Genomic DNA, 23331 nt, shown 5'->3' on the forward strand with positions numbered 1-23331 from the left:
ACGTTTCCACAATGCCCAGCCCGGCTTAAAACTCGACCAACGCAAAATCTTCCTTACCCACGTCGCACAGTGGGCAACGCCAGTCGGCCGGGACATCTGCCCAGCAGGTGCCCGGCGCGATACCCTCTTCCGGCAAGCCGGCGGCTTCATCGTAGATCCAGCCGCAAATCACGCAGACCCACTGTTTGAAGTCGTCCGCCGAGGCCGCGCTTTCTACCGCCGCCTGCGGCGCAGCGACCGCTTGCGACGCCGGCGTCTCATCGAGGCTCACCACCAACGGTGCGGCAGTGGCTACGCTGCTTTCAGCCAGGCGTGCCTGCAGACTTTCCAGCAGCCGCTGCGCTTCAACCTGCGTCAAATCGATCCAGTACGGATCGCCGGCGCCGTCGTTGAGCCGTTCGGGAGAAAACTGGATTTCTACGGCTACGCCCTTTTTGTACATGGCAAATCGGAATGTCGATAAAGCCGGCGGCGAGCGCCGGCATAGAGTCGGATGTTTGAAGCGAGGGCTTCGCGGCGGGGGTTAGAAGAACTGATTCAGCACGATGGCTGCGATCAGTCCAGCGGCGCCAATAAGGCCCAGCAATTGCAGCAGAGTGAGCGATTTGCGGGATACGGTGGGGAGTTGTTGCGTAGTCACGGGGTGTTCTTAAAGATCGGAAAAAGCGAAATGGTACACGGGTCGGCGGCCGGCGCATCTCGATTGGCGCAAACCTCCGTGAGTTCAATGCCATTATCGCCGCTCGATCGGCTGGAATTCCCCACCGGGTGGAGATGGATTGATTCCCCACCGGGTGGAAAGCCAGCTTTGGAAAAACTCACCTCGCTGGCATCTTCAGACACCGCCCTCACAATCGCGGCAACGGCCGCGCCGCCAAAAAACTCGAATATCAGGTACTCGACAAAGGGTTGCCGTGCCGTGAATCCCAGAAGCGAATCACCGCGGCGCCACCTGTGCCGGCGCCCACCACCTGATCCGGCGCGCCGCTCTCGCGCAGCAACGCGCGTAGTTCGTTGATGACCGGAAACACCTCGTGATTCCAGTCCGAACCCTGCGAATCGTGCGCGCGTTGTTCGGCTTCGACGATCGCTCGGTCTTCCTTGAAGATACGTTCGGTGAACCACACGAGCAGCGGCCAAGCGAGATTCAGCGCGCCGGGAATACCCGGTTTGCGAATCGACAGCAGGCCGAACGTGCGGTTCGTGCGCTGCTCGCGATCGAGCGGCACGTAGACAATCCACAGATCCATCACCAGCGTCTGATCGGACGTGCGGATCTGCAGCGTCTGATACGGATACTCGGTGCGGATCGTCATCACGTCCTTGTCGTTGTCGCCGCCTGTCTTGCGGCTCTGGCCGAACACGATCGCTTCGCCGATCGGCTGCTGGCCGGCCATGCGCGCAAACGTGTAATCGACTTCGACCCAGCCTTCGCCGCGCCGCCGCCCCACCGAACGCGCGCGCATCTGCCCCATCTGCCGGCGATGCAGGAACTGATGGTTCATGTCCATCAGGTTCTCGTGCATAAACGAATAGTGGCAATTCACCGGACGGCCGAAACGGCGCGTCTTGTACTTCTTGTCGGATACGGAGCCGAACGCGGGTAGCGGCCGCGCTTCGGCCAAAGCGGCGTCGCCGGGGAATACGAAAATCAGTCCTTCGACTTCGCGGCACGGATAAGAACGCACGCCGTTCGGCAAACGTTCGCGACCGAGATACGGCACGTCGATGCACGTGCCCGAGCAGTCGTAGGTCCAGCCGTGATAGCCGCAACGGATCGATTCACCGTCCACCACGCCCTGATGCAACGGCACCTGACGATGCGCGCAGCGATCTTCAAGCGCGAATACCTTGCCGGACTCCGTACGCGCCAGCACGATCGGCTCACCCGCGAACGTCACACCATGCGTCTTGCCCCGCTTCACTTCACGCGACCACGCGAGCGGATACCAGTAATCAGGGTGAATACCGACGCGGCGCAGATCGCGCACCGGGGCGCCGCTGGCGGCATGATCCGGCGCATGGGAATTCCCTGCTGCTGTGGCGTTGGTTTGCGCGGCTGCGTGAGCAGGCGACGCATCGACCGGCGCGTCGACGGTGTCTTGTTCGAGCGGGGGAACAGCATGCATAAAGTCGAGCCTCCGTGCGCGAGCGGGTAGAAGGTTGCCGCACTGCAATTCGCAGGCCGGCATCGTTGCACAGTCTACTCGAACCTGAAGCGGCATGGTTCCGCCGACGACACGCCATGCCCCGCTGCGCAGCCCACGGACGCAATCGCGCCTGTCTGCCACCCTGCATGCGTCAAAAAAGACGATCGGCGGCTAACTTTCGTCGTGTGTGACGAGCCCGGAGCGGCGTTGCACGCCCCACGCTCGGCCGCCACGCAGGAAATGCAGCCAGCCGAGCAGCGCGCCGACATGCCGCACCAGCTGAAACGTGAACGGCTCAGCGATCGCCGCAAGGACCGCCATCCACAAACTGGAGCCGGTGCGCTCGCCGGTCCAGCGGCGGTACAGATGGATGCACCAGAGATAAAACGCGAGATCGATCGCCGTTTTGAGGCCGATCACGCTGAAAATCGACACGACGATCGCACCGTGCCCGTCGAACAGAAAGCCGAGCAGCAGCGCGAAGGCGGTGAGTCCGTAGATCGGCTGCATCGTATCGATGGCCTTGACCGGCAGCATCAGCATACCCATCGTGCCGTAGCGCGGGTTGCCGGTCATGTCGCGGTTCCAGTATTGCGTTTGCAGGAAGCCAGCAAACCAGCGGCGGCGCTGCCGCAGGAAACTGCCGAGGTTGCCCGGCGCATCGGTATGCGCATGGGCATCGCCAACCACGCGCACGTCCCAGCCGAGACCATGGTCGACCGAATAGCGGCGCAGCCGATGAATCAGTTCGTAGTCTTCGACCAGACATTGCGGATCGAAGCCGCCCACGTCGACCAGCGCGTCGCGCTTGAACGACGCGAAGGCGCCTGAAATCAGCAGCAGACTGTCGGCGCGCATCCACGCAAAGCGGGCAATGAAGTTGCGCATGTACTCGTAGGTCTGGAACCACTGGAACACGCGGCCCGAAACCGATTTGCCGCACACCGGCACCAGAATGCCGGCCGCCGCGACCAGCTTCGGCTCGTTCGCGAAAGCGGCGCGCATCGCGTAGGTGGCGTCGTCGTCGAGCAGCGTGTCGGCGTCGACGGTCATGACGGTGTCGGTGGTCATGACCGTGATGGCTGCGTTCAGCGCACGCGCTTTGCCGCCGCGCGGCACGCGCAGCCAGTACAGATTAGGGTAAACGGAACTCGGCGCGCTCAGCACGCCGTCGGCAGCGGCAGCGAGGCCGAAGCGTTCGGTGAGCAGCGCGTGGGTGGCATCGGTGGAACCGTCGTCGGCGATCACGATTTGCGCCGGGCCATGCGTCTGGCGCAGCAGCGCGGCGAGCGTCACCGGCAACACCGTCGCCTCGTTATGCGACGCGACGATCACCCCCATGCTCGGCAAGCTGCGCGGATCGAAGTCAGGCTCGAGCGGCGGCGTGGGCCGCATCAGCGGCAGCGTTTTCCACGTGACGAACGCAAGCAGCAATGTGTCATAGACCACGTACGCAATACCCGTCGACCACGCCACCACGCCTTGCAGAAAGAAAGCACGCGCGAACAGCAGCAGCCACAGCACGACGACGCTGAAATGAATCAGCGTGCTCAGCAGCGTGGCGGGACGCGGCAAAATACGCGGGGATGCAAGGGCGAGCGCCTGTTCCAGAGTTTTCTTCAAAATGACTGCTGAGTCCGTCGTTGGTGCGGTTATCAGATAGACAGCGAGATAGAAAGCAGCGTAATGGTGCCTACGGCACCATGCGTTTCAGAACCGACTTGCGATCGATCCATTGATGCTTCAGCGCGCCGCCGATATGCATCGCCAGCAACGCATATAGCGCGTAGCCGAGCCACGTATGCAAGGCGCCGAAGCGGTCGTGCAAGGTCTCCTTGAGCCCCGGGTCGAGATTCATCACATAGCCGATGCGCGGCCAGGGGAACAGGTTGAACAGACGCATTGGATGCGTGGCCGCGTCTTTCCACGCGGAATCGTGCAACCAGCCGGACAGCGGCAGCGCGATCATCAACAGATACAGCAGAAAATGGGCGACGTGCGCGGCGCTCTTCTCCCACGACGGAAACTCGCGCGGCAATGGCGGCGGCTTGTGCGACACACGCCACAAGATGCGCAGCAGCGCGAGACCGAGCACCGTGATACCGATCGACTTATGGGTATCGACCACCGGACGCACCCAGTCGTCAGGCCATGATTCGGCGGTCAAGCCAAGTACGACATTGCCGACCATCAGCAGCGCGATCAGCCAGTGCAGCGTCATCGCCGTGCGGGTATAGCGCGACGGCAGCGGCGTGCCGGTCGAATCGGCCAAGGGGTCGGCGTGGGTGTTCATGGGTCGTTCCGTCTGCAAATGCGCTTCTGCGAAAGCTGTTTGAAAATTCGGCCATGCCGAAGCAGGTCCGGTCGCGCCGCCGATATGAAACAAACGCATTAGTGTGACGTTTTATTCCGCCAGACGCTTAATGATGTGTTTCAGATTATTTCGACCGCGCGGCGAATCATGGCTGGAGGAAGCATGCACACGCGCTCCAGGCGCCTGGCCGATGATCAGAATGCGCGAGTCAGCCGACGCCACGACGACCGGCCACGGCGCATGCGGCAGCACCGGCGCGCACACCGTGCAGGCGCGAATGTCTTGCAATAACGTGTTCAGTAAAATGGGCTTGGTTACGGTCACCACTCACCGAATTTTCCGCCTATGTCTACCCGTTTCAACGTGGCTTTCACCGCTCTGCTTGCCGCCGCTTTGTTCGGCGCGACCACCCCGCTCGCCAAGGCGCTGCTTGGCTCGCTGTCACCGTTTCTGCTGGCCGGACTGTTCTACCTCGGCAGCGGCACCGGCCTCGCCGCCGTGATTCTGGCGCGCCGCCTGAAAGGCCACGCGGACGGGCAGCCGGTCAGTCACCACCGCTTCCCATTGCGCGAAGTGCCGTGGCTCGCCGGTGCGATCGTGGCGGGCGGTGTCGCGGGACCGGCGCTGTTAATGCTGGGTCTGAAGACGACGCCGGCCGCCACCGGTTCACTGCTATTGAATCTCGAAGGCGTATTGACGGCGCTGATCGCGTGGATCGTGTTTCGCGAGAACGTCGACATTCAGGTGTTCCTGGGCATGGCCGCGATTGTCGCGGGCGGCGTCGCATTGTCGTGGCAGCCAGGCGCGGCCGGCCTGCCGCCCGGCACGCTGCTGCTGGTTGGCGCCTGCGCGTGCTGGGCGGTCGACAACAATCTCACGCGCAAGGTGTCGACTCACGACGCCATGTTCATTGCCTGCATAAAAGGGCTCGTGGCCGGTTCGGTCAACGTGACGCTCGCGCTCACCCTTGGCGCGGCATGGCCCAAGGCCGCGACCGTCGCGCTCGCCATGCTGACGGGGTTCGCGGGCTACGGCGTGAGTCTCGTGCTGTTCGTCGTCGCGCTGCGCAATCTCGGCACCGCGCGTACCGGCGCCTATTTCTCGGTCGCGCCGCTATTTGGCGTGACCTTGTCGTGGCTGCTGTGGCCGGAGATGCCGCCGCTGCTGTTCTGGGTGGCCGCAGCTCTGATGACGCTGGGTGTCTGGCTGCATATCCGCGAACGTCACGAGCATCCGCACACGCACGCCCCGCTGGACCACACGCATCGTCATCGGCACGACGCGCATCATCAGCACGAGCACGATTTCGCGTGGGACGGCGTGGAGCCGCACACCCATCCGCATTCCCATGCGCCGATCACGCATGCGCACGCGCATTTTCCGGATATTCATCACCGGCATACGCATTGATTTCTCGCCTCACCGCACGGCGCGGGCGGCGGCTGCAGCGCAAGACAAAAATCTCTGTGGAACGGTTTATGCGATAGACCGATTCAATTGGCATAACGGTCAGTCGCATCCTCTAATGAAGCTCCTGTCGTGCGCGCCTGTTCATGGCAACCCCGCCTGTCCACCCCGCTTGCCCCGGAGAGTTCTATGTCCCAGCCCGAGCCTAACGTCGACGAAGTGGTGAGAAGCATCGCAGAGGAAACCGATACGCCCACAGAAACGGTCTCGAAGATGTACGCAGACACACTGGCCGACTACCGGCACGAAGCGCGTGTATTCGATTACGTGCCGCTGTTCGCCGCGAAGAAAGTTCGCGACAAACTGCGCCATACGTCGAAGCACAAACACTGATACAGCGGCGTGCGGAGACCACCGCCTGCTTGGCAGCACGCTGAATCGACCCCGCTGACTCGCGTGGCGATTCGTCAGAACACGTACCGAATTATTTTTCCCACTGCTAGACTCTGACCCGGATACATCGACTCGGGGGAAGATGGCATGCGGGTGACAATCGTAGGCGCGGGCATTGCCGGCTTGAGTACGGCGTGGTCGCTCGCGAAGCTGGGACACGACATCACGTTGATCGAGCAGGGCTCGATTCCAAATCCACTCGCTGCTTCGGGCGACCGGCATCGCATGATCCGTCGCGTCTATGGCGATGCCGACGGCTACGCACGCAGCATCGCCGAGGCGTTGGATAGTTGGGATCTGCTGTGGAATGACCTGGGCGTATCCCACTATGCGAACTGTGGCGTGCTCGGCATTTCACAACACGCAGGCGACGGCGCCGAGCAATTCCGCGCCGGCCTCGACCGCATGAAATTCGATTATGAAAGGCTCGACCCGCACGAAGCGGCCGAGCGTTATCCCTTTCTCGACCCCGCCACGTTTCGCTACGCTTACCTCGATCACGATGGTGGCGCGTTGTTCAGCGAACGCATCGCACACGATATGAAAGCGTGGCTCAAGATGCGCGGCGCCGAGATTCGCACCCACGCCAAGGTGCTCGCAGTCGATGCGCATGCGGCCTCGGTGCGAATCGAGGGCGACACCATCATCCGCGCCGACCGGCTCGTGGTCGCCGCCGGCGCGTGGACGCTGCGACTGTTCCCCGCGCTCGCCGAAAACCTGATGACTTACCGCAACGCGGTCGCCTATATGGAGCCGCCCGCGGATTTGGAGGACGCATGGTCAAATGCGCCTGCTATCGGGGATATTGGTGGCGACAACGGCGGTTACGTGCTCCCGCCAATCGACGGTGTCGGCCTGAAGTTCGGCGCCGGCATGCACAAATCGCGTGCGCCGGATCCTGATGCCAATCGCATCGCGGCACCCGGAGAAGGCAACCGTCTGCGCCGGCTGTTTTCACCGCCGTTTAAACGCATCGGCGAATATACGGTTACCGAAGTAAAAACCTGCGCTTACACGTTCACTGCGGACAACCGTTTTTTCTCGAAGCGCATCGGCAATACGCTCGTGGTGTCGGCATGCTCGGGGCACGGCTATAAATTCGGCGCGGCAGTCGGGCGCCGGGTCGCGCAAGCGTTAGATACTGATGACGACGCCGGGCTCGCGCGTTGGCTCAGAGCGGAAGCGGCCTAGCTCGACGTTCGACGTTCGACGTTCGACGCTCGGCGTTCGGCGTTCGGCGTTCGGCGTTCGGCGTTCGGCGTTCGGCGTTCGGCGTTCGGCGTTCGACATCATCAGACCGTAGTCCAAATGCGTGGCTCCAAATTCTGGTCGCTTTGTGGAGCTAACAATGGTGCCACAAATTTCTTATGCTGACGGACAGCGCGGCCGTCTGCGCCTGCTCGACCCAGCCTTGGCAGCGGCGATCCACTCGCCCGCAACCATCACCACACAAGGAACCACATCCATGTCCGAAGCGATTCAAATCCGCCCCATCACCCCCGCCGACTTCGACGCCTGGCTGCCGCTGTGGGACGCCTACAACGCGTTCTATGGCCGCTCAGGCGAAACGGCATTGCCGCGCGAGATCACGCAGGTCACCTGGGGGCGTTTCTTCGACGGCTACGAGCCCATGCACGCGATGGTCGCCGAACGCAACGGCCAGTTGCTCGGCCTCGTGCACTTCCTGTATCACCGTCACACCACCATGGTGGCACCGACCTGCTATCTGCAAGATCTCTACACGCTGGAAGCGGAGCGCGGCAGAGGGGTTGGCCGTGCACTGATCGAAGCGGTGTATGCGCGCGCCAAGGCTGACGGTTTGCAGCGCGTCTACTGGCAGACGCATGAGACGAATCACACGGCGATGAAGCTGTACGACAAGGTTGCGGAACGCTCTGGCTTCGTGGTGTACCGCAAGGCGTTGTGATACACCGCACGCGGCTCATGTTTGCATGCGGAAAGGGAAACGGCTAACCCAGAAACAAAGGGCGCACCACCCAGTGCGCCCTTCGCCTTCCTGCCATTGCAGTACTACATCAACCGCCCGCCAAACGCATCACACGCCAAAAAGCATCAAGCCTCGAGCTGCTCCAGCACCTTGCCCTTGGTCTCAATACCAAGAAAGTGCACCGCAATCGCCGCCATGAACGGCACAGCCGCGAGAATATAAAACGCCACCTGCAGATTGCCGCCGATCATCGTCTTCGACACGATCGCCGGCGCGAAGATCGCCGCCACCTTCAGCCACGCACCGCCCACACCGCAGCCCATCGCACGGATACTCGTCGGATACAGTTCCGGCGTGTACACATAAGCCGTGATAAAGCCGCAGGCGAGGAAACCTAGCGAGAACGCGCAGCACGTCGCCACCACATACACCGACGAATTGTGGAACACACCCGCCAGCAACAGCGACAGCGCGCACGCCAGGAACGACAAATTGATGATCGGCTTGCGACCCACCTTGTCGACCAGCAACGCGCAGGTCAGCGACCCCACCACCCCCAGCACCGAAGCCGCGACCGCCAGATTCAACGCCAATTGCAGCGGCGCGTGATAAACCGTGCGATAGATCGTCGGCAACCAGGTCGACAGACCGTACTGAATGAAGCCGCACGTAATCCACAGCATCGCTACCGCCATCGTGCGCTTCAGATACGCCGGTCCAAACAGGTCGCCCATACGGCGCTTCGGATGACGATTGGCCATCGCTTCGAACTCGGCCGCATTGGCGACCGGCGGCAACGAACCCTTCACAGCGCGTTCGAAAACATGCACGGCTGCATCGGCGTCGGCCATCCGTTCGCGCTCGGCGAGCCAGCGCGGCGATTCGGGCACCAGCTTGCGCAGCACGAAGAACAGGATCAACGGCATGCCGCCGATGAAGTACATCGTCTGCCAGCCAAAACGCGGCACGATCCATGCACCCAACGCGTTCGATGCGAGCAAACCAACCGGAAAAACGATTTCATACAACAGCACGAAACGGCCACGGCCATGCGCACGGCTGATCTCGTTGATATAGGTCGCGGCCACCGGCAATTCACCGCCGAGCCCAAGCCCTTGAATTACACGCAATGCGACGAACACGGCGAATGACGGCGCAAACCCGCAAGCAATACTCGTAACGCCGATGATCCCCGAACTCAACGCAATCGCCTTCACGCGGCCTTTGCGCTCTGCGTACCACGGGAACACGAACGCGCCGATCAACTGTCCGACCGAACCGGAGCCGATCAGGAAGCCGATTTCCCACGGCGTCAGATGCCACTTCGCAATCAGGATCGGCAGCGTGGCCGCGATCGCGATCACGTCGAAGCCGTCGAAGAACGTTGCGAGGCCGATCAGTATGCGCGCGCGCACCTGCATCGCATTCTTCGGCAAGCGCTCAAGACGCGCGATGATCGAGCCCCGGGTCACGGGGCCTGAGACACCGGCGCTGCTGCGGTCCCCCATGATGTTGTCGATGGTTCTCATGCCGTGGTGCCGTCCGTAAGTGTGGTTAGGCAAGCGCCGTCGAGGCGTCGGTCAGGGTGGCAAGGTCGATGGTTCGACCCTGGTTCATCCACTTGCGCGACAATTTCAGTTCGCGCGGCGTGTTGATGGCGATCACGCCGCGAATCGCGCTGTCTTCCAGGTGGAAAAGCGTGGCGCGTTTGCCCGGCAAATCGCCGCGTACAGCGAGTTGCGCATCGCTCGGAATATCGCCGAGGATTTGCAGATTGACGTCGTATTGGTCGGACCAGAACCACGGAATGTCCGCATACGGTTCGAAATTGCCGAGTAACGCCTTCGCCGCCGAGATCGCCTGGTTCTGCGCGTTGGCCCACGATTCGAGCCGCACGCGGCGCTTCAACCACGCGCTCGGATGGTTCGCGACATCGCCGCAGGCAAAGATGCGCGGGTCGTCGGTCGCGCCGAAATGATCGACGACGATGCCGTCTTCCACCTTGATGCCCGCGGCTTCCGCCAGCACCGTGTGCGGCGTGAGGCCGATGCCGGCGACCGCGAAATCGGCGTCCAATGTCGAACCGTTAGCGAACGTTGCGCGAATGCGGTTGGCGTCGTTCGGATGATCTGCAATCGACACGAGCGAGGCGTTCAAACGCACGTCCACGCCATTTTCACGATGCAGTTGCAGCAGGAAATCCGACACCATCGGCGGCAACGAGCGAGCGCACAGACGCCGCGCGCCTTCCACAACCGTCGCTTCCACGCCCAGCTTGCGCGCGGTCGCGGCGACCTCGAGGCCGATCCAGCCACCGCCGACGACGAGCACGCGTTTGCTTGCACGCAGGCGTTCGCCCAAGGCAACGGCTTCGTCGAGCGTACGCAGATAGGTGACGTGCGAGGTCTTCACCAGTGTGTCAGGCAACCGGCGCGCCGCGCCGCCGGTTGCAATCACCAGCCGGTCGTATTGCACTTCGCGACCCGACTGCGTGCGCACGATGCGCTGTTCACGATCGATCGACGTCGCGTACTCCGGTTGCCATGCCTCGACATTGAGCGCATCGAAATCGTCGGGCTTCACGAGACGCACGGTTTCGATATCGGCTTCACCTGAGAGCACAGCCTTCGACAGCGGCGGACGCTCGTACGGTAAATGGATCTCGTCGGCAATCATCACAAGGCGGCCGTCGAAGCCTTCCTTGCGCAACGTCTTCACGACCCAGCCCGCGGCCTGACCGCCGCCGATCACGACGATCGTGCGCGGCGCTTCGAGTCCGGCATGCGCGGCTTGAGCCTTTGCAGCAGCAGCGTCAGTCATTTTTCCGCTCCGTCATGAACTTGCCTTCCGGTGCCTTCGCGTTTTTCTGGCGACGCGTATTGCCGTCGATGCCGCCGTCGATCGCCCATTCGGCGAACACGGTCGGACCTGGTTCGAAATCGCGCGGCTGCCATTCGGGTGTGAGCTGGTCTTCGTCGGCGTAGTACTCGATCAAACCGCCGGCCGGATTCTGGAAGTACCAGAAGTACGCCGACGACACCGGATGACGTCCCGGACCGAGTTGCGTATCCCAACCGCAGCGGCTGATATGCATGCCGCCGCCGAACACTTCGTGGATATCGCGCACGGTGAACGCCACGTGATTGAGGCCGCGCTTACCGCCCGGCAAGGCCAGCAGGAAAATGTCGTGGTGGCCGCCGTGCGGTGCGCAGCGCATGAACGCGCCGCGGCCCGGATAACGGTCCGACATTTCGAAGCCGAGCAGTTCCTGGTAAAACTTTTCCTGTTCCGCGAGTTGATTCGTGAAGAACACCACGTGACCCACTTCAACCGGTTCAGCGCGTTCGTATATCGGCGACGGTTGATCGACGCGCAGCGTTTGGCCCCATACGTTCGAGGGCGAACCGTGAATATCGAGCGCTCGCTTGCGGGTCACTTCAACGCGAATCGCCATGCCGTTCGGATCGATACAACCCACCGCGTCGTCAGTTTCGAAATGACCCGGCTGGCCGGCGAAACGGCCGCGCAATTCGTCGAGTTCGGCTTTCGTTGCGACACCCCATGTCACTTCACGCAGCGTCGGACCTTCTTCGAACGCGGGCGGCAGCGACGGGTCGTTCGCGTCGACGGCGAGAATCGTGCAGCCGTTCAGCGTTTCGAAGCGTGCGTGGGTTTCGTCGTGCGCCACTTCCTGCAAGCCCCAGTCCGCGAAAAAGCGGCGACAGGTGGCGAGATCCGTCACGCCGTAGATAATCTGTTCAATGCCGAGAATCGTCATAATGTGCCTCTTGCGTATTAGTTCGCCCACGCCAGCGGCGCGTCGTTCAAGCCCCAGTAGAGGCTCTTCTGCTGCATGTATTCGCGGATGCCGAGACGGCCTTTCTCGCGTCCCATGCCACTCTCCTTCCAGCCGCTGAACGGCGTCGAGATCGAGAACAGCTTGTAGGTGTTGATCCACACGGTGCCGGTCTCAAGCGCGCGGGCGATCCGGTAGGCGCGTTTGTAGTCGCGCGTCCAGATGCCGGCGGCGAGGCCGAACACACTATTGTTCGCTTCTTTCAGGAGCGAGGCTTCGTCGTCGAACGGCATCGCGACCAGCACCGGGCCGAAGATTTCTTCCTGGCAGATGCGGGCGTCGTTCGTGAGGCCTTCGAGAATCGTCGGCTGGAAGTAGGTGCCTGCTTCGCGGCCATCGCCGACCGGGCGCTCGCCGCCGCACAGCAGGCGGCCGCCCTCTTCCAGACCCAATGCGACGTAACGTTCGACTGTTTCGCGATGCGCCGCGGTAATCAGCGGACCCATCTGCGTTTCCGCACGCGACGGATCGCCGACGCGCAGCTTGCGTGCACCTTCCGCGAGACGCTTCATGAACGCGTCGTAGATCGAACGCTGCACGAACAGGCGCGAACCCGCGATGCACGCTTCGCCTGACGAACTGAAGATGCCGTACAGCACGCCGTTCACTGCGTGGTCGAGATCGGCGTCGTCGAATACGATGGTCGGGGACTTGCCGCCGAGTTCGAGCGAGACCGGCATCAGCTTGTCCGCTGCGATACGCGCGATACCGCGACCGACTTCGGTGCCGCCCGTGAACGACACTTTCTTGACCAACGGATGGCGCACCAGCACGTCGCCGATCACCGAGCCTTTACCCGGCACCACGCTCAGGATGCCCTTCGGCACACCGGCTTCTTCGCAGATACGAGCCAGCGCCAAGGAGACCAGCGGCGTGACCTCCGCCGGCTTCAGTACCACAGCGTTGCCACCTGCCAGTGCCGGGGCCAGCTTCTGCGCGTCCGAAGCAATCGGCGAATTCCATGGCGTAATCGCCGCGATCACACCGATCGGCTCGTAAATACTCATCGTCAGATAGTCGCCACGCGAGGGCGTGACTTCTTCGTCGAGCGTTTCGAGGCACGCCGCGAAGTAGCGGAACGTGTTAGCGGCGCTCGCCACCAGCACGCGCGTTTCGCCGATCGGCTTACCGTTGTCGCGGCGCTGCAATTGCGCGAGTGCTTCATGACGCACCATGATCAGATCGGCAATGCGGTACAGAATCAGCGCGCGCTGATGCGGCTTCAGACCCGACCAATTCGCCTTGCGCCATGCGATATCCGCGGCTTCCACGGCTTCGCGGGCGTCATCGGCATTGGCCGTCGAGATTTCCATGTTGACCGACTGATCCGCCGGATACAGGCTTTTATACGGGTTGCCACGCCCTTGCCGCCATTCGCCGCCGATGAAAATATTACCGTTGGGCACGAGGCTGGTATCGAAGTGAGTCATGTCGGTCGTTCCGGTTTGCTTCAGCTAATCAGCTAATGTCTTAAATCACGCAACGGGCCGCGCGATTGCGTAGCGCACGAATCGCGCTGAATGCGGTCAATGCGGACGTCTTGGGGTTGTCCGGCAGCGGCTTGCCGCACATTTCCAGCGACATCTCGCCGAATGCGCCGCGCGCCACAATGCGGTGCACATTGCGCGACACGTTCGGGTCGGCGATCAGGCGCACCGTGGTGTGGTCCAGCCCCAGGCCCGCAAGCGCGATCGTCGCGGCGACGTTGGCGTTCTTCGGATACAGGCGCGCCGCTTCACGTGCGCTGCCTTCGAAAATCACGGTCTCTTCGCTCAGCGTGTGCAGATTGCAGACCTGTTCCGCGGGCGTGCCGAGCCAACCCAAAGGCGGCTTGCGGCCCGTGTACAGCACTTCATCGAGACCGCCGAGCCTGGCGGCCGACAACGCATCCACGCCGCCGATTGCGCCCGACAGCAGCGTCAACGTTGCGTCGCCTTCATCGGCCGCCGCGGAGAGCGCGTCCAGCAACATCATGTCGGATAGCGCGCCGATCGAGGCCACCGCGCAATCCGTACCGGCTTTCAGCAACGGCACCACGTGATCGACGAGTGCGCTGTGCCCCGCGCATTCCAGTGCGAAATGCGGCTGGCTGCTCAACACGGACACCGACGCCACCACATCGACCGACTCGCCCACCACTTCACGCACCGACGCCATGTGGCGTTCCGGCACGATCACGTGCGACACGTGCACCGTCGGATCCGACTCGACCGAGCGATACACCGCCTGGCCGATTGCGCCGAAGCCGATCATCGCGACGTCGATGGGCGCGTGATGCCCCGCGTAGCCGGTCTCACGCATGTTCCGGCTCCTTTTCCTTGACCGGTGGCCCTGCGAACGCGGTGGCGAACGAGCCGACCGACAGCATGTCCACTTCGACCAGTACGGGGCCCGTCTTCGCCATGCCTTCGCGGATGATCTCCTCGGCCTGGTCGAGCGACTTGATGCGGTAGTGCGTGAGCTTCAGGCTCTCGCTGAACTGCGCGAAATCCGGCTGGTGCAGATCGACGTAGCAACGGCGGCCGCCGTATTGCGCGTCCTGAATATTGCGGATCACGCCATAGCACTGGTCGTTCATCAGCACGATCATCACGTTGGCGTTTTCCTGCACGGCCGTCGCGAGTTCACCGACGTTGACCATCAGGCCGCCGTCGCCGACCAGACACACGGTCTTTGCCGCATTGCCGGCAAGTGCCGCGCCGATACCCATTTGCATGCCCTGGCCGATACCGCCACCGAGTGCATGAACGCCCGCGCGCGGCGAGAAAATCTTCAGCAGGCGGTTACCCCACGTGCTGTTCGAAATCGTGACGTCGCGCACCCAGTTGTAGTCGCGGCCTACAGCCTGTTGCAGCGCGTCGACGAGGCGCTTGTACGGGCCCAGGCCCTTGCCCACATCGGCGACTGCGCTTTCGCGTGCGGCGGCCAGATCCTGTGCGAAAGTGGGATCGACCTTCAAGCGGCCTTCGAGCAACGTCGCGAGTTCTTCGAGCACCGACGATGCGTCGCCGTGAATGAACATGTCGTTGCGATAGCCGCGGTTGTCGGCGAGCGCGTCGGCGTCGATGCGATACAGCGGTTGCGGCAGCGCGAGCTTGTATTTCAGCGTTTCATTGCCACGCAGACGCGAACCGACCACCACCAGCGCGTCACACGTCTTGTAGAAGCTTTCGACTGCCGAGTGCACGTTGAACGCGCCGAGCGTCGCCGGATGATCTTCCGGCAGCACGCCACGGCCTTGCACGCTGGTCACGACACCGAAGCCCAACGCGACGAGACGTTCAACCGCAGCACGTGCGTGACGCGTGCCGCCGCCGAGCCACAACAGCGGGCGCTTCGCGCTCACCAGTTGCTCTGCCAACTGAGCGACGCGCTTGCTGCAATGCGTAAGCGTCGTAACGTGCGGCGCGCCCAGATCGGCAGGCCATTCGATTTCGGCAGCTTGAATGTCGATCGGGATTTCAACGCTGACCGGACCACTCGGTGCGGTTTGTGCGACACGGACGGCTTCGCGGATCGTCGGCAGCGCGGTGTCGACCGAGCGCACGCGGAACGCAGCCTTCGAGATCGACGACAGCATCGACAATTGATCCGGCGCTTCGTGGATATAAGCGAGGTCCTGATCGAGGTATTCGGTTTCGATCTGGCCGGTGACGTGCAGCAACGCGGTGCCCGCGGTCAGTGCTTCGACCATCGCGCCGGCAGCATTACCTGCTGCAGTGCCCGTGCTCGTGAATGCCACGCCAAGGCCGCCGGAAACACGGGCCAGGCCATCGGCCATGTTCACCGCGCCCGCTTCGCCACGTGCGCCGACATAGCGAATCTTGCCGCGATTGTGGATCGCGTCGAGGATCGGCATGTTGTGAATCGAGATCACGCCGAATGCGGTTTGAACGCCGCATTGCTCGAGAAAAGCGGCGATCAGTTCGCCAACGGTGGTTTTGTTAGACATGTCGTGCAACGCCTCCAGAAACATCGATGTGACTGCCCGTCGTATAGGACGACAGCGTCGTAGCCAGGTAAAAGAGTGCTTGTGCGGCTTCTTCGGGGCGACCGAAGCGGCCTAGCGGAATGTTTTTCTTGCGTGCCAGTTCGGCGGTCCAGTCTTCCCAGCTCTGGCCCGGCTGCGCTTCTTTCGCGTAACGGCGGCGCCATTGACCCGATTCGACGATGCCGATCAAAATCGAATTCACGCGGATACGCTGCGGCGCAAGTTCGACCGCGAGCGATTTAATGAGGCTCAGCACGCCGGCACGTGCCGACGAAGTCGCCACCATGTGCGGCTCGGGTTGCAGTGCGAGCAGCGAGTTCACGCAGACCACGGCGGGGTTTGACGCGTCGCGCAGCATCGGCAGGAACGCGCGGGTCGGGCGGATCACGCTGAAGTACTTCAAGTCGAGTTCTTCGCGCCAGGCGTCGTCGGTGGTGTCGGCGAAGGTCGACACGCGACCCTGGCCTGCGTTGTTCACCAGCATGTCGGTGCGGCCAAAGCGTGTTCGCACCGCTTGCGCAAATGCGTTCACTTCTTCCGCGTTCAGCACGTCGCAGGTTTGCGCCAACAGCTGCGCGTGGGGAAACTGCGCCTTCAAAGCGGTTTCCGCTTGCGCAAGCCGTTCGCTGTCGCGTCCGCAAATCGCGACCGAAGCGCCTGCTCGCAGAAACAGTTCGGCAGTCGCAAGGCCGATGCCGGACGAACCGCCCGTCACCACCGCCACCTGTCCGGTCAAGTCGATTTGGATCATTTGAGCCCCAGTGCCTTCATGTATTTCGTGCCCGCGTTCGGGCTGCCCTTCGGCCGATAGTTGAGCCGCTGCGACAGTTCGTCAGCCGCGCGGCGGACCTTTTCGATCAAGCCGCTGTCGAGCAGCGAAGCGTCGATCTCGTGACGTGGAATCGTCGTTGTGATCACCGCGACGATGCGGCCCGCGTCGTTGCGCACCGGCGCGCTTACCACCGAAATGCCGCGTTCGAATGACGACTCGCTGATCGCGAAGCCGCGCCGTGCGTCGTCGCGAACGCGTTCGTACAGGTCGTCGATCGTGGCGGGCGTTTGTTTTGTGAAGCGTTCGAGTTCCGGCTCGGGGTAGAGCTTTTTCAAGTCGTCGAGCGTCATGTCGCCCATCAGCACCTGGCCGTGCGTCGTCGCGTGAGCCGGCAGGCGCGTGCCGACATTCACCTTCACCGAGCTGAAGATCGGCGCATGGCTTTGCGCTTTGGCGACGAACACGACATCGCGTCCGTCGCGAATCACGATGTGGCTGGTGAGGCCCGTGTCGTTACGCAGCGCTTCGATGATCGGCAAACCGAGGTCGGTCAATTCGAGCGAGCTCAGATATTCGAAACCGAGCCGCAGCACCGCGACGCCGAGGCGATAGTTGCGGTCCTTGTCGGCGCGCTCGAGAAAACCGAGCGATTCGAGCGTTTGCAGCAGACGGAACACCGTCGTGCGGGGAATCTTCAGGCGCTTCGATAATTCCGGTGCGCCGAGAACCGGCTCGCGCGGCGAGAACTCCGTCAGAATCTTCAGACCGCGCTCCAGACCCGGCACGCGATAGCTGATCTCGCTGCTGGTGTCTGCGTCGTTGCGGTCGTCGTCCGCGTCGCGCTCGGCGCTAACCATGTCATGCGTGTCGGACGTCATTCATTGGCTCCGTTGTCCGTCGCTCGCGCGGCAGAACGTGTCGATGATCGCGGTGTACGCGGCGGGTGCTTCGATGTAACCTGCATGCCCCGCGCGTGGCACGACCTGCAGTTTGGTGCCGGCGGCGAGAGCGAGTCGCTCGCAGGCTTCGGGGGGCGTAATGGCGTCGTCTGCACCGGCCGCGATGTTGATGCGGCCTCGGTAGCGCGCAAGATCGCTGGCGAGATCGGCATTGGCTAGCAGATGCGTTGCCTGCGCATAACCGTGCGGAATCACGCGCGACATGTTCCAGCGCACCCATGCGCGCGCTTCGTCGCTCGCATGCGCGGACAACATGTTGGCGCTGCGTTGTTCGGCGAGACCTTGCGGGCCGAGTTCGTTAATCATGGCGAGACGCTGATCGCGTTTCGTCTCGCGCACTTCCGCCGACGAAGCGCCATAACCGCGAGCCGGCGACAACAGCAGCAAGCCGTCCACACGCTGCGGATTCGTCACGGCAAACGCACCAGCCATGATCGCGCCAAGCGAATGCCCCAGCAGCACGCAGCGTTCAATGCCAAGCGCGTCGAGCCAATCCTTTAGTACAGTTGCGTAATCGCTTGCAGCGGGCGAATCGGCTTCTACAGGTGTTGATGCGCCATACCCTGGCGCATCCCATGCCAGCACACGACGCGTCTCACCCAGCACTTCAAACTGCTGAACCCAGGAAGCCGCGCCCGAGCCGATACCGTGAAGCAGCACCAAAGGCAGTGCTTCGCTTGCGGCGCTATCCACATCGCGATAGCTCACCGCACGTTGCGATGCCAGCCGGATTTGCTGCGCGGGAAAGCGTGCAAGGCATGCTTCGAGCGTAGCGTTCTGATCGACGGTAGCGGACGGGACTGCGGACATGATTTCCTTCGCGGGTGATTTCAAAGCGACGTTGAGGGCTTAGCGCTTGAGCTTGGCCAGCGGTGAATCCGGCGGATACGTCGGCGTGATCGGTTTGGCTGCGCCGAGCATCACGCACATCAACGCGTCTTCCTCACCGATATTCACTTCCGTGCGATACACGCCCGGCGGCACCGAAATCAGATCGCGTTCGCCAAGCACGGCTTCCCACGTTTCACCGTCTTTCTCGCAGATCACTTTCATCTTGCCGCGCAGCACGAAGAAAATTTCTTCGACATCCATATGAATATGGCTTGGGCCGATGTTGCCGGCCGGGATCACCATCGTCGAAAACGTGAAGCCGCCCGCGGGCACCGTGTTCACGTCCTTCGCGACACCCGTGCCGCCCGTGCCGACATAGCGCATTTGCGCACGGCGATATTTCGGGTCGTAGTCGGCCTGAAACTTCAGCGCGTCCCAGTCATAGCGACGCGTTTCCAGGCGCGCGACGCGGCTGTCCAACCATTGTGCGAAGCTCGCGTCCGCGGGTTGGTCCCAGGAATTGCGTTCGAGTTCGGCATCCGCCATCTCTTTCTCCTTTCGATTCGACAAGATCAATTCATCACGAAGCCGCCGTTGACCGGCAGCAACTGGCCGGTCACGAAGCGCGCGGCATCGGACAACAGGAACAGCACCGGCCCGGTAACGTCGTCGGGCACTTGTGCGCGCGTCAGCGCTCGGCCTTGCAGGTAATACTCGTGACGCTCGGCGGGCACGTAAGCGGTGGCTTCGACTTCGGTGAGGCCCGGCGCGATCGCGTTGACCGTCACTTGATGTGCGCCGAACTCGCGCGCCAGCGAGCGGGTCATCGAGATCACGGCGCCCTTGCTCGCGACATACGCGAGCAGCTTCGGCGCGCCCCACATCGCCGTGTCCGACGCAATGTTGACGATGCTGCCGCGGCCCGAGTCGCGCAGATACGGCAATGCGGCGGTGCTCATCAGCCACGTGCCGCGCACGTTGACGTTCATCACGGCGTCCCACGTATCGACCGACAACTCGTCGGCAAACTTTCCGCCCGAGTTGGTGATCGCCGCGTTGTTGATCAGTGCGTCGAGGCCGCCGAGTCGAGCCGCGGCTTGACCCGCGAACTGCTTGATGCTGGCGGGATCAGCGAGATCCAGCGGCAGATACGTCACCGCGTGTCCTTGCTCGACCAGCGACGCAGCGAGCGCACGCCCTTCGTCATGCAGCACGTCGCCGAATACGACTTGCGCACCGGCTTGCACCAGCGACAGAACAAACGCTGCGCCGAGACCGCGCGCGCCGCCGGTCACAAGGACACGCCGGTCTTTGAGTGCTAACAATGCCGGTGACGCTTCGTTATGCATGGCTGTGGCCTGCTGCTTCGGTTTGAGCGCTGCCGGCCTGAGCAGCCCGAGCGCGATGCGCGTCCAGATCGGCAAAATGCTGCTGCGCGCGCTGACGCAGCATGCGGCGCACACGCGTCATGCCGACGTCGTGCTGATAGAGGAATTCGTGATTGCGCGCATTCGGCGCCATGCTTTCCAGCACGTAGCGGTCTTGCTCGAGCACGTCCCAATGCAGACCTTCCAGGCGGTTGCGGTACATGAAGCGCCATGCGTCGCGCTGCCAGCCCGACACCTTGCGGGTACGCCAGAAGTAAACCTGGCAATTGTTTTCGTCGATAGGCACCGCGAAGCCGATGATCCCGAAGTTGCCGCCCGGGCCGAACTTCTTCTTGTAGGGGATCGCGAGGCGCATCCACAGCGTGCCGGTTTCGCCGAGTTCGACCCAGTCGAAATTCACGTCGCGCTGGCCGACCTTTTCGAACATCAGACCGGTTTCCGTCTTGCGCACGCGCATGTCGGCCTGCTTGTCGCCTTCGGCCATCGAGTGCGAGGTCGCGTGCAGATAGGCACCGTGCATCGGGTCCATCACGTTGTCGATCGCGTATTGGTAATTGCACTTCCAGTTCGACATGCACAGGAAGTTCGCGTATTCCTCGCCGACCAGTTCTTCCGGCAGCACGAGCGGCGCGGGTTCTTGATGGGCGTCGTCGCCGAACCACAGGAAGATCGCGCCAGCATGCTCTTCGACCGGATAAGACTTCACGCACTTCTGGCCTTCCAGCGGGCAGTTCGAGACGGCCGGGACCTTGGTAACCGTGCCGCCGCCGTCGATTTCAATGCCGTGATACCAGCACGCAACGCTGCCGCCAAGGTTCCAGCCGAGCGACAGACGCGCGCCACGGTGCGGGCAGCGGTCTTCGAGCGCGCGGACTTTGCCTTCCTTGCCGCGCCACAGCACGATCTGATCGCCGAGGCGCGTGATGCCGACCGGCGCGCCGCCGACTTGCCAGCTCGGTGCAACGGGATACCAGTAGTTGCGCAGGCCACGGTTCAGATAGGACTGGATCGGGTCGGCCGCGGCTTGAGTCGTTGTATTGGGGGACGTCATGAAGAGACTCCGGATGCGAAAGCGGTGAAACGTGTTCGGGAAAGCGCGCTTATTCGGCGAGCAGGCGGAATTCGGCGGCGAGGCGGTCGGCGTCCCACGTGTTGCCTTCCGGGGTGCGGAAGCCCATGCGGTTCAATCCGTCGACGACTTCTTGCAACTCATTCGCGCCGGCTTCGAAAACCTGTTCGAGCGCATCGCCGAAATCGTTTTCGTATTGGGTCGGCTCCGCTTTACGCGTTTGCCAGACGAAGTTTTCGGCCTCGCCCGGCTTCTCGATCACGCCCTTGCCGGCGACATTGTTCGGCTGCGGCGCGAGCCACGGCTTCAGGAAGGGATTGAAGTTCACGGTTTGCTCTCGCATGTCATTCCACCTTGATCTGGATTTCTTCGCCGGCGAGACGTACCGAGTACATCTTCAGGTCGCGGCCACCGGGCTCTTTCAAGCACTTGCCGGTCGGGATATGGAACACGGCTTCGTGCAGCGGGCATTCGACGGTGTCGCCGTCGACAAAGCCCTGCGTCAGCAACGCGTACGCATGGGGGCAGACGTTTTCCAGCGCGTACAGCGCATCGCCCACCTTGTAGATGCCGATTTCGGTGCCGTCGAGTTTGAACTCGAGCGGCGCGTCTTCGGACAGGTCGCCGGCATGGCCGGCGCAGCGCCATTGTTCAGTCATTTCTCGCCTTCTCCTGAAGCTATATGTTCCATATACGGAACATCAGTTCGTGTATGGATAATTATAGGAGTGGCTTCGGCTAGAGAAAATAGAAATCTGGGCCGGTAGGGGAAAACACCGACTGTGGCATCCACAAGACAGCTTTCCGTGAACTGACGTGAATGGCCGAATTTGCTTGAAAGCCTTTATGGGCTTCGGTTTTGCCATAATTTTCAGACGAATAGCCAAGCCCGCATACGGGTTTGTACGGGGTCCGAAAATTTACTTTGACCACGCCTAGACTCACTATAATTTTCCATAGGCGATACAAAGGCCCATAGGTGGAACATAAAGAGGTGCGGTTTTGGCGCATAAACCCGAAGCTGCATTCAACCCAAAGCAAGGATCAGGGACGACGAAATCGGCGCGAGCTATCCGTCGTGTGATCAGGAGAACCAACGGTGAAGCACATCATTGCGGCGGCCGGCTTGACGGCAATCTGCGCAACGACTGGCGCATGGGCGCAAAGCAGTGTGACGTTATACGGCAGCCTGGATTCCGGTATCGCGTATATCAGCAATGCAGGCGGCCATTCGAAGTGGATCGAGGAGCAAGGCAACATGCAGCCGGACCGCTGGGGCCTGAGGGGCGCTGAGGATTTGGGCGCTGGTCTGAAGACGGTTTTCCAGCTGGAAAACGGCTTCTATACGAACACGGGGGCGTTCGCCAAAGCCGGCGCGCTGTTCAATCGCCAGGCGTTCGTGGGCTTGAGTTCGGACCAGATCGGCACTGTGACGCTCGGCCATCAAACGCCGTTCAGCTTCGACGTGCTGGGTCCGTTTAGCACGGGTTATCAGGCCGCGAGCTGGTACGCGTTCCACCCGGGCAACATCGACGAACTCGCCGACACGGGCGTGGTGCCATTCGACAATTCGGTGAAGTTCCGCTCGGCGAGTTTCGCCGGCTTCTCGGTCGGCGCGATGATGGGTCTTGGCAACACGACCAACTTCTCGACCGGCAAGACACTGAGCTTTGCACTTAGTTATGCGAATGGTCCGTTCAGAGCCGGCGCGACCTATGCGAACGAGCACGACCGTACACCCTCGATCGTGACGACGGGCATCACCCACTTCCAGGGTGTCGCCGCGGCAAACTACACGGCGGACAAGGTCGAGAACATGGGCGCGGGCGCGTCATATCAATTCGGCAAGCTGCTGGTGCATGGTTTGTACACGCGTGTGAAGCTGGAGTCGCCCGGCCATTCGGACACGTATCAGAGCTACGACGTGGGTGCGAACTACCAGTTCACGCCGTTCAACAGCGTTGCCGGCGGCGCCGCGACCACGACCCTGGCCGGCCATCGCTGGACGCAGTTCGAGATCGGCGATATCTACGCGCTGTCGAAGTCGACGCAGTTGTATGTGAATGCGCTGTATGAGCGCGCAGGCTCAAATACGGACGCCGCGTTCTTTACGGCGGGTGTGTCGAGCGGCCGGAACCAGACGATTATTCTGACGGGTATCCACCACTCGTTCTGATGTCAGTCATGTCGGTG

General features: G+C 62.2%; 23 protein-coding genes and 1 pseudogene. 5 read left to right on the top strand and 19 right to left on the bottom strand.

Annotation, left to right across the window (positions count from 1 at the left end; translation table 11 throughout):
* Window positions 1-25: 25 nt before the first annotated feature.
* From AYM40_RS43410 to AYM40_RS43075, 5 genes and pseudogenes are all read right to left on the bottom strand, one after another.
* On the bottom strand, window positions 26-442 hold the full coding sequence (locus AYM40_RS43410) for a rubredoxin (RefSeq protein ID WP_082855470.1): 417 nt from the start codon (window positions 440-442) through the stop codon (window positions 26-28).
* A gap of 448 nt (window positions 443-890) precedes the next feature.
* Window positions 891-2129, bottom strand: a complete 1239-nt coding sequence (locus tag AYM40_RS34930; protein WP_063500477.1) for an aromatic ring-hydroxylating oxygenase subunit alpha — start codon at window positions 2127-2129, stop codon at window positions 891-893.
* Window positions 2130-2321: 192 nt separating this feature from the next.
* Window positions 2322-3773 (bottom strand): glycosyltransferase family 2 protein, encoded by a 1452-nt coding sequence (locus AYM40_RS34935; RefSeq protein WP_063500478.1) that lies wholly within the window; start codon window positions 3771-3773, stop codon window positions 2322-2324.
* Between the two features lie 70 nt (window positions 3774-3843).
* Window positions 3844-4443, bottom strand: coding sequence for a cytochrome b (locus tag AYM40_RS34940; RefSeq protein ID WP_063500905.1), 600 nt, complete (start codon window positions 4441-4443; stop codon window positions 3844-3846).
* Between the two features lie 177 nt (window positions 4444-4620).
* Window positions 4621-4791, bottom strand: a pseudogene (locus AYM40_RS43075) (uracil-DNA glycosylase family protein); the annotation flags it as partial.
* Between the two features lie 18 nt (window positions 4792-4809).
* Here AYM40_RS43075 and AYM40_RS34950 point away from each other — a divergent pair.
* The 4 genes from AYM40_RS34950 to AYM40_RS34965 all read left to right on the top strand — a co-directional run bounded on the left by AYM40_RS34950 (window position 4810) and on the right by AYM40_RS34965 (window position 8251).
* Complete coding sequence (locus AYM40_RS34950) at window positions 4810-5874, top strand: DMT family transporter (protein ID WP_063500480.1); 1065 nt, start codon at window positions 4810-4812, stop codon at window positions 5872-5874.
* Window positions 5875-6060: 186 nt separating this feature from the next.
* Window positions 6061-6264, top strand: coding sequence for a DUF3562 domain-containing protein (locus AYM40_RS34955; RefSeq protein WP_028195916.1), 204 nt, complete (start codon window positions 6061-6063; stop codon window positions 6262-6264).
* 147 nt (window positions 6265-6411) lie between these two features.
* Window positions 6412-7515, top strand: coding sequence for an NAD(P)/FAD-dependent oxidoreductase (locus tag AYM40_RS34960; protein WP_063500481.1), 1104 nt, complete (start codon window positions 6412-6414; stop codon window positions 7513-7515).
* 274 nt (window positions 7516-7789) lie between these two features.
* Window positions 7790-8251: a GNAT family N-acetyltransferase gene (locus AYM40_RS34965; protein ID WP_063500906.1), complete on the top strand. Its 462-nt coding sequence runs from the start codon at window positions 7790-7792 to the stop codon at window positions 8249-8251.
* Between the two features lie 146 nt (window positions 8252-8397).
* Here AYM40_RS34965 and AYM40_RS34970 read toward each other — a convergent pair whose 3' ends face one another.
* Genes AYM40_RS34970 through AYM40_RS35035 form a run of 14 tightly spaced genes read right to left on the bottom strand, consistent with a single transcriptional unit; the run spans window position 8398 to window position 21797 of the window.
* A complete protein-coding gene (locus AYM40_RS34970) occupies window positions 8398-9801 on the bottom strand; it encodes an MFS transporter (RefSeq protein ID WP_063500482.1) in 1404 nt (467 codons plus the stop codon).
* Window positions 9802-9826: 25 nt separating this feature from the next.
* Window positions 9827-11092: an NAD(P)/FAD-dependent oxidoreductase gene (locus tag AYM40_RS34975; RefSeq protein WP_063500483.1), complete on the bottom strand. Its 1266-nt coding sequence runs from the start codon at window positions 11090-11092 to the stop codon at window positions 9827-9829.
* Entirely contained in the window at window positions 11085-12050 is a 966-nt protein-coding gene (locus AYM40_RS34980) for a VOC family protein (RefSeq protein ID WP_063500484.1), read from the bottom strand. The genes AYM40_RS34975 and AYM40_RS34980 overlap by 8 nt, the downstream gene beginning before the upstream one ends.
* 17 nt (window positions 12051-12067) lie before the next feature.
* The gene (locus AYM40_RS34985) at window positions 12068-13558 is read right to left on the bottom strand and encodes an aldehyde dehydrogenase (protein ID WP_063500485.1); all 1491 of its coding nucleotides are present in this window, start codon (window positions 13556-13558) and stop codon (window positions 12068-12070) included.
* 40 nt (window positions 13559-13598) lie between these two features.
* Window positions 13599-14429 (bottom strand): aspartate dehydrogenase, encoded by an 831-nt coding sequence (locus AYM40_RS34990; protein ID WP_063500486.1) that lies wholly within the window; start codon window positions 14427-14429, stop codon window positions 13599-13601.
* On the bottom strand, window positions 14422-16080 hold the full coding sequence (locus AYM40_RS34995) for a thiamine pyrophosphate-binding protein (protein WP_063500487.1): 1659 nt from the start codon (window positions 16078-16080) through the stop codon (window positions 14422-14424). The genes AYM40_RS34990 and AYM40_RS34995 overlap by 8 nt, the downstream gene beginning before the upstream one ends.
* A complete protein-coding gene (locus AYM40_RS35000; protein WP_063500488.1) occupies window positions 16073-16870 on the bottom strand; it encodes an SDR family oxidoreductase in 798 nt (265 codons plus the stop codon). Before AYM40_RS35000 ends, AYM40_RS34995 begins: the two co-directional genes overlap by 8 nt.
* Entirely contained in the window at window positions 16867-17748 is an 882-nt protein-coding gene (locus AYM40_RS35005) for an IclR family transcriptional regulator (RefSeq protein WP_063500907.1), read from the bottom strand. The genes AYM40_RS35000 and AYM40_RS35005 overlap by 4 nt, the downstream gene beginning before the upstream one ends.
* 21 nt (window positions 17749-17769) lie before the next feature.
* Complete coding sequence (locus AYM40_RS35010; protein WP_063500489.1) at window positions 17770-18660, bottom strand: alpha/beta fold hydrolase; 891 nt, start codon at window positions 18658-18660, stop codon at window positions 17770-17772.
* Window positions 18661-18699: 39 nt separating this feature from the next.
* A complete protein-coding gene (locus AYM40_RS35015; protein ID WP_063500490.1) occupies window positions 18700-19227 on the bottom strand; it encodes a cupin domain-containing protein in 528 nt (175 codons plus the stop codon).
* A gap of 26 nt (window positions 19228-19253) precedes the next feature.
* Window positions 19254-20030 carry an SDR family oxidoreductase gene (locus AYM40_RS35020; protein WP_063500491.1) on the bottom strand — a complete coding sequence of 259 codons (777 nt, stop codon included), beginning with the start codon at window positions 20028-20030 and terminating at the stop codon, window positions 19254-19256.
* Window positions 20023-21120, bottom strand: a complete 1098-nt coding sequence (locus tag AYM40_RS35025) for an aromatic ring-hydroxylating oxygenase subunit alpha (protein ID WP_063500492.1) — start codon at window positions 21118-21120, stop codon at window positions 20023-20025. Before AYM40_RS35025 ends, AYM40_RS35020 begins: the two co-directional genes overlap by 8 nt.
* A gap of 49 nt (window positions 21121-21169) precedes the next feature.
* Window positions 21170-21481, bottom strand: coding sequence for a recombinase-like helix-turn-helix domain-containing protein (locus AYM40_RS35030; protein ID WP_063500493.1), 312 nt, complete (start codon window positions 21479-21481; stop codon window positions 21170-21172).
* A 1-nt stretch (window position 21482) separates the two neighbouring features.
* Window positions 21483-21797 (bottom strand): non-heme iron oxygenase ferredoxin subunit, encoded by a 315-nt coding sequence (locus AYM40_RS35035; RefSeq protein ID WP_020068683.1) that lies wholly within the window; start codon window positions 21795-21797, stop codon window positions 21483-21485.
* A gap of 440 nt (window positions 21798-22237) precedes the next feature.
* Here AYM40_RS35035 and AYM40_RS35040 point away from each other — a divergent pair, with 440 nt between their 5' ends.
* The gene (locus AYM40_RS35040; protein WP_063500494.1) at window positions 22238-23314 is read left to right on the top strand and encodes a porin; all 1077 of its coding nucleotides are present in this window, start codon (window positions 22238-22240) and stop codon (window positions 23312-23314) included.
* Window positions 23315-23331 lie beyond the last annotated feature (17 nt).

Source organism: Paraburkholderia phytofirmans OLGA172 (genome assembly GCF_001634365.1).
Classification (GTDB): Bacteria; Pseudomonadota; Gammaproteobacteria; order Burkholderiales; family Burkholderiaceae; genus Paraburkholderia.

Bases quoted from the DNA above. Each gene is read 5' to 3' on its own strand.
- AYM40_RS43410 (WP_082855470.1), bottom strand. From the start codon at position 442: ATGTACAAAAAGGGCGTAGCCGTAGAAATCCAGTTTTCTCCCGAACGG.
- AYM40_RS34930 (WP_063500477.1), bottom strand. From the start codon at position 2,129: ATGCATGCTGTTCCCCCGCTCGAACAAGACACCGTCGACGCGCCGGTC.
- AYM40_RS34940 (WP_063500905.1), bottom strand. From the start codon at position 4,443: ATGAACACCCACGCCGACCCCTTGGCCGATTCGACCGGCACGCCGCTG.
- AYM40_RS34950 (WP_063500480.1), top strand. From the start codon at position 4,810: ATGTCTACCCGTTTCAACGTGGCTTTCACCGCTCTGCTTGCCGCCGCT.
- AYM40_RS34955 (WP_028195916.1), top strand. From the start codon at position 6,061: ATGTCCCAGCCCGAGCCTAACGTCGACGAAGTGGTGAGAAGCATCGCA.
- AYM40_RS34960 (WP_063500481.1), top strand. From the start codon at position 6,412: ATGCGGGTGACAATCGTAGGCGCGGGCATTGCCGGCTTGAGTACGGCG.
- AYM40_RS34965 (WP_063500906.1), top strand. From the start codon at position 7,790: ATGTCCGAAGCGATTCAAATCCGCCCCATCACCCCCGCCGACTTCGAC.
- AYM40_RS34970 (WP_063500482.1), bottom strand. From the start codon at position 9,801: ATGAGAACCATCGACAACATCATGGGGGACCGCAGCAGCGCCGGTGTC.
- AYM40_RS34975 (WP_063500483.1), bottom strand. From the start codon at position 11,092: ATGACTGACGCTGCTGCTGCAAAGGCTCAAGCCGCGCATGCCGGACTC.
- AYM40_RS34980 (WP_063500484.1), bottom strand. From the start codon at position 12,050: ATGACGATTCTCGGCATTGAACAGATTATCTACGGCGTGACGGATCTC.
- AYM40_RS34985 (WP_063500485.1), bottom strand. From the start codon at position 13,558: ATGACTCACTTCGATACCAGCCTCGTGCCCAACGGTAATATTTTCATC.
- AYM40_RS34990 (WP_063500486.1), bottom strand. From the start codon at position 14,429: ATGCGTGAGACCGGCTACGCGGGGCATCACGCGCCCATCGACGTCGCG.
- AYM40_RS34995 (WP_063500487.1), bottom strand. From the start codon at position 16,080: ATGTCTAACAAAACCACCGTTGGCGAACTGATCGCCGCTTTTCTCGAG.
- AYM40_RS35000 (WP_063500488.1), bottom strand. From the start codon at position 16,870: ATGATCCAAATCGACTTGACCGGACAGGTGGCGGTGGTGACGGGCGGT.
- AYM40_RS35005 (WP_063500907.1), bottom strand. From the start codon at position 17,748: ATGGTTAGCGCCGAGCGCGACGCGGACGACGACCGCAACGACGCAGAC.
- AYM40_RS35010 (WP_063500489.1), bottom strand. From the start codon at position 18,660: ATGTCCGCAGTCCCGTCCGCTACCGTCGATCAGAACGCTACGCTCGAA.
- AYM40_RS35015 (WP_063500490.1), bottom strand. From the start codon at position 19,227: ATGGCGGATGCCGAACTCGAACGCAATTCCTGGGACCAACCCGCGGAC.
- AYM40_RS35020 (WP_063500491.1), bottom strand. From the start codon at position 20,030: ATGCATAACGAAGCGTCACCGGCATTGTTAGCACTCAAAGACCGGCGT.
- AYM40_RS35025 (WP_063500492.1), bottom strand. From the start codon at position 21,120: ATGACGTCCCCCAATACAACGACTCAAGCCGCGGCCGACCCGATCCAG.
- AYM40_RS35030 (WP_063500493.1), bottom strand. From the start codon at position 21,481: ATGCGAGAGCAAACCGTGAACTTCAATCCCTTCCTGAAGCCGTGGCTC.
- AYM40_RS35035 (WP_020068683.1), bottom strand. From the start codon at position 21,797: ATGACTGAACAATGGCGCTGCGCCGGCCATGCCGGCGACCTGTCCGAA.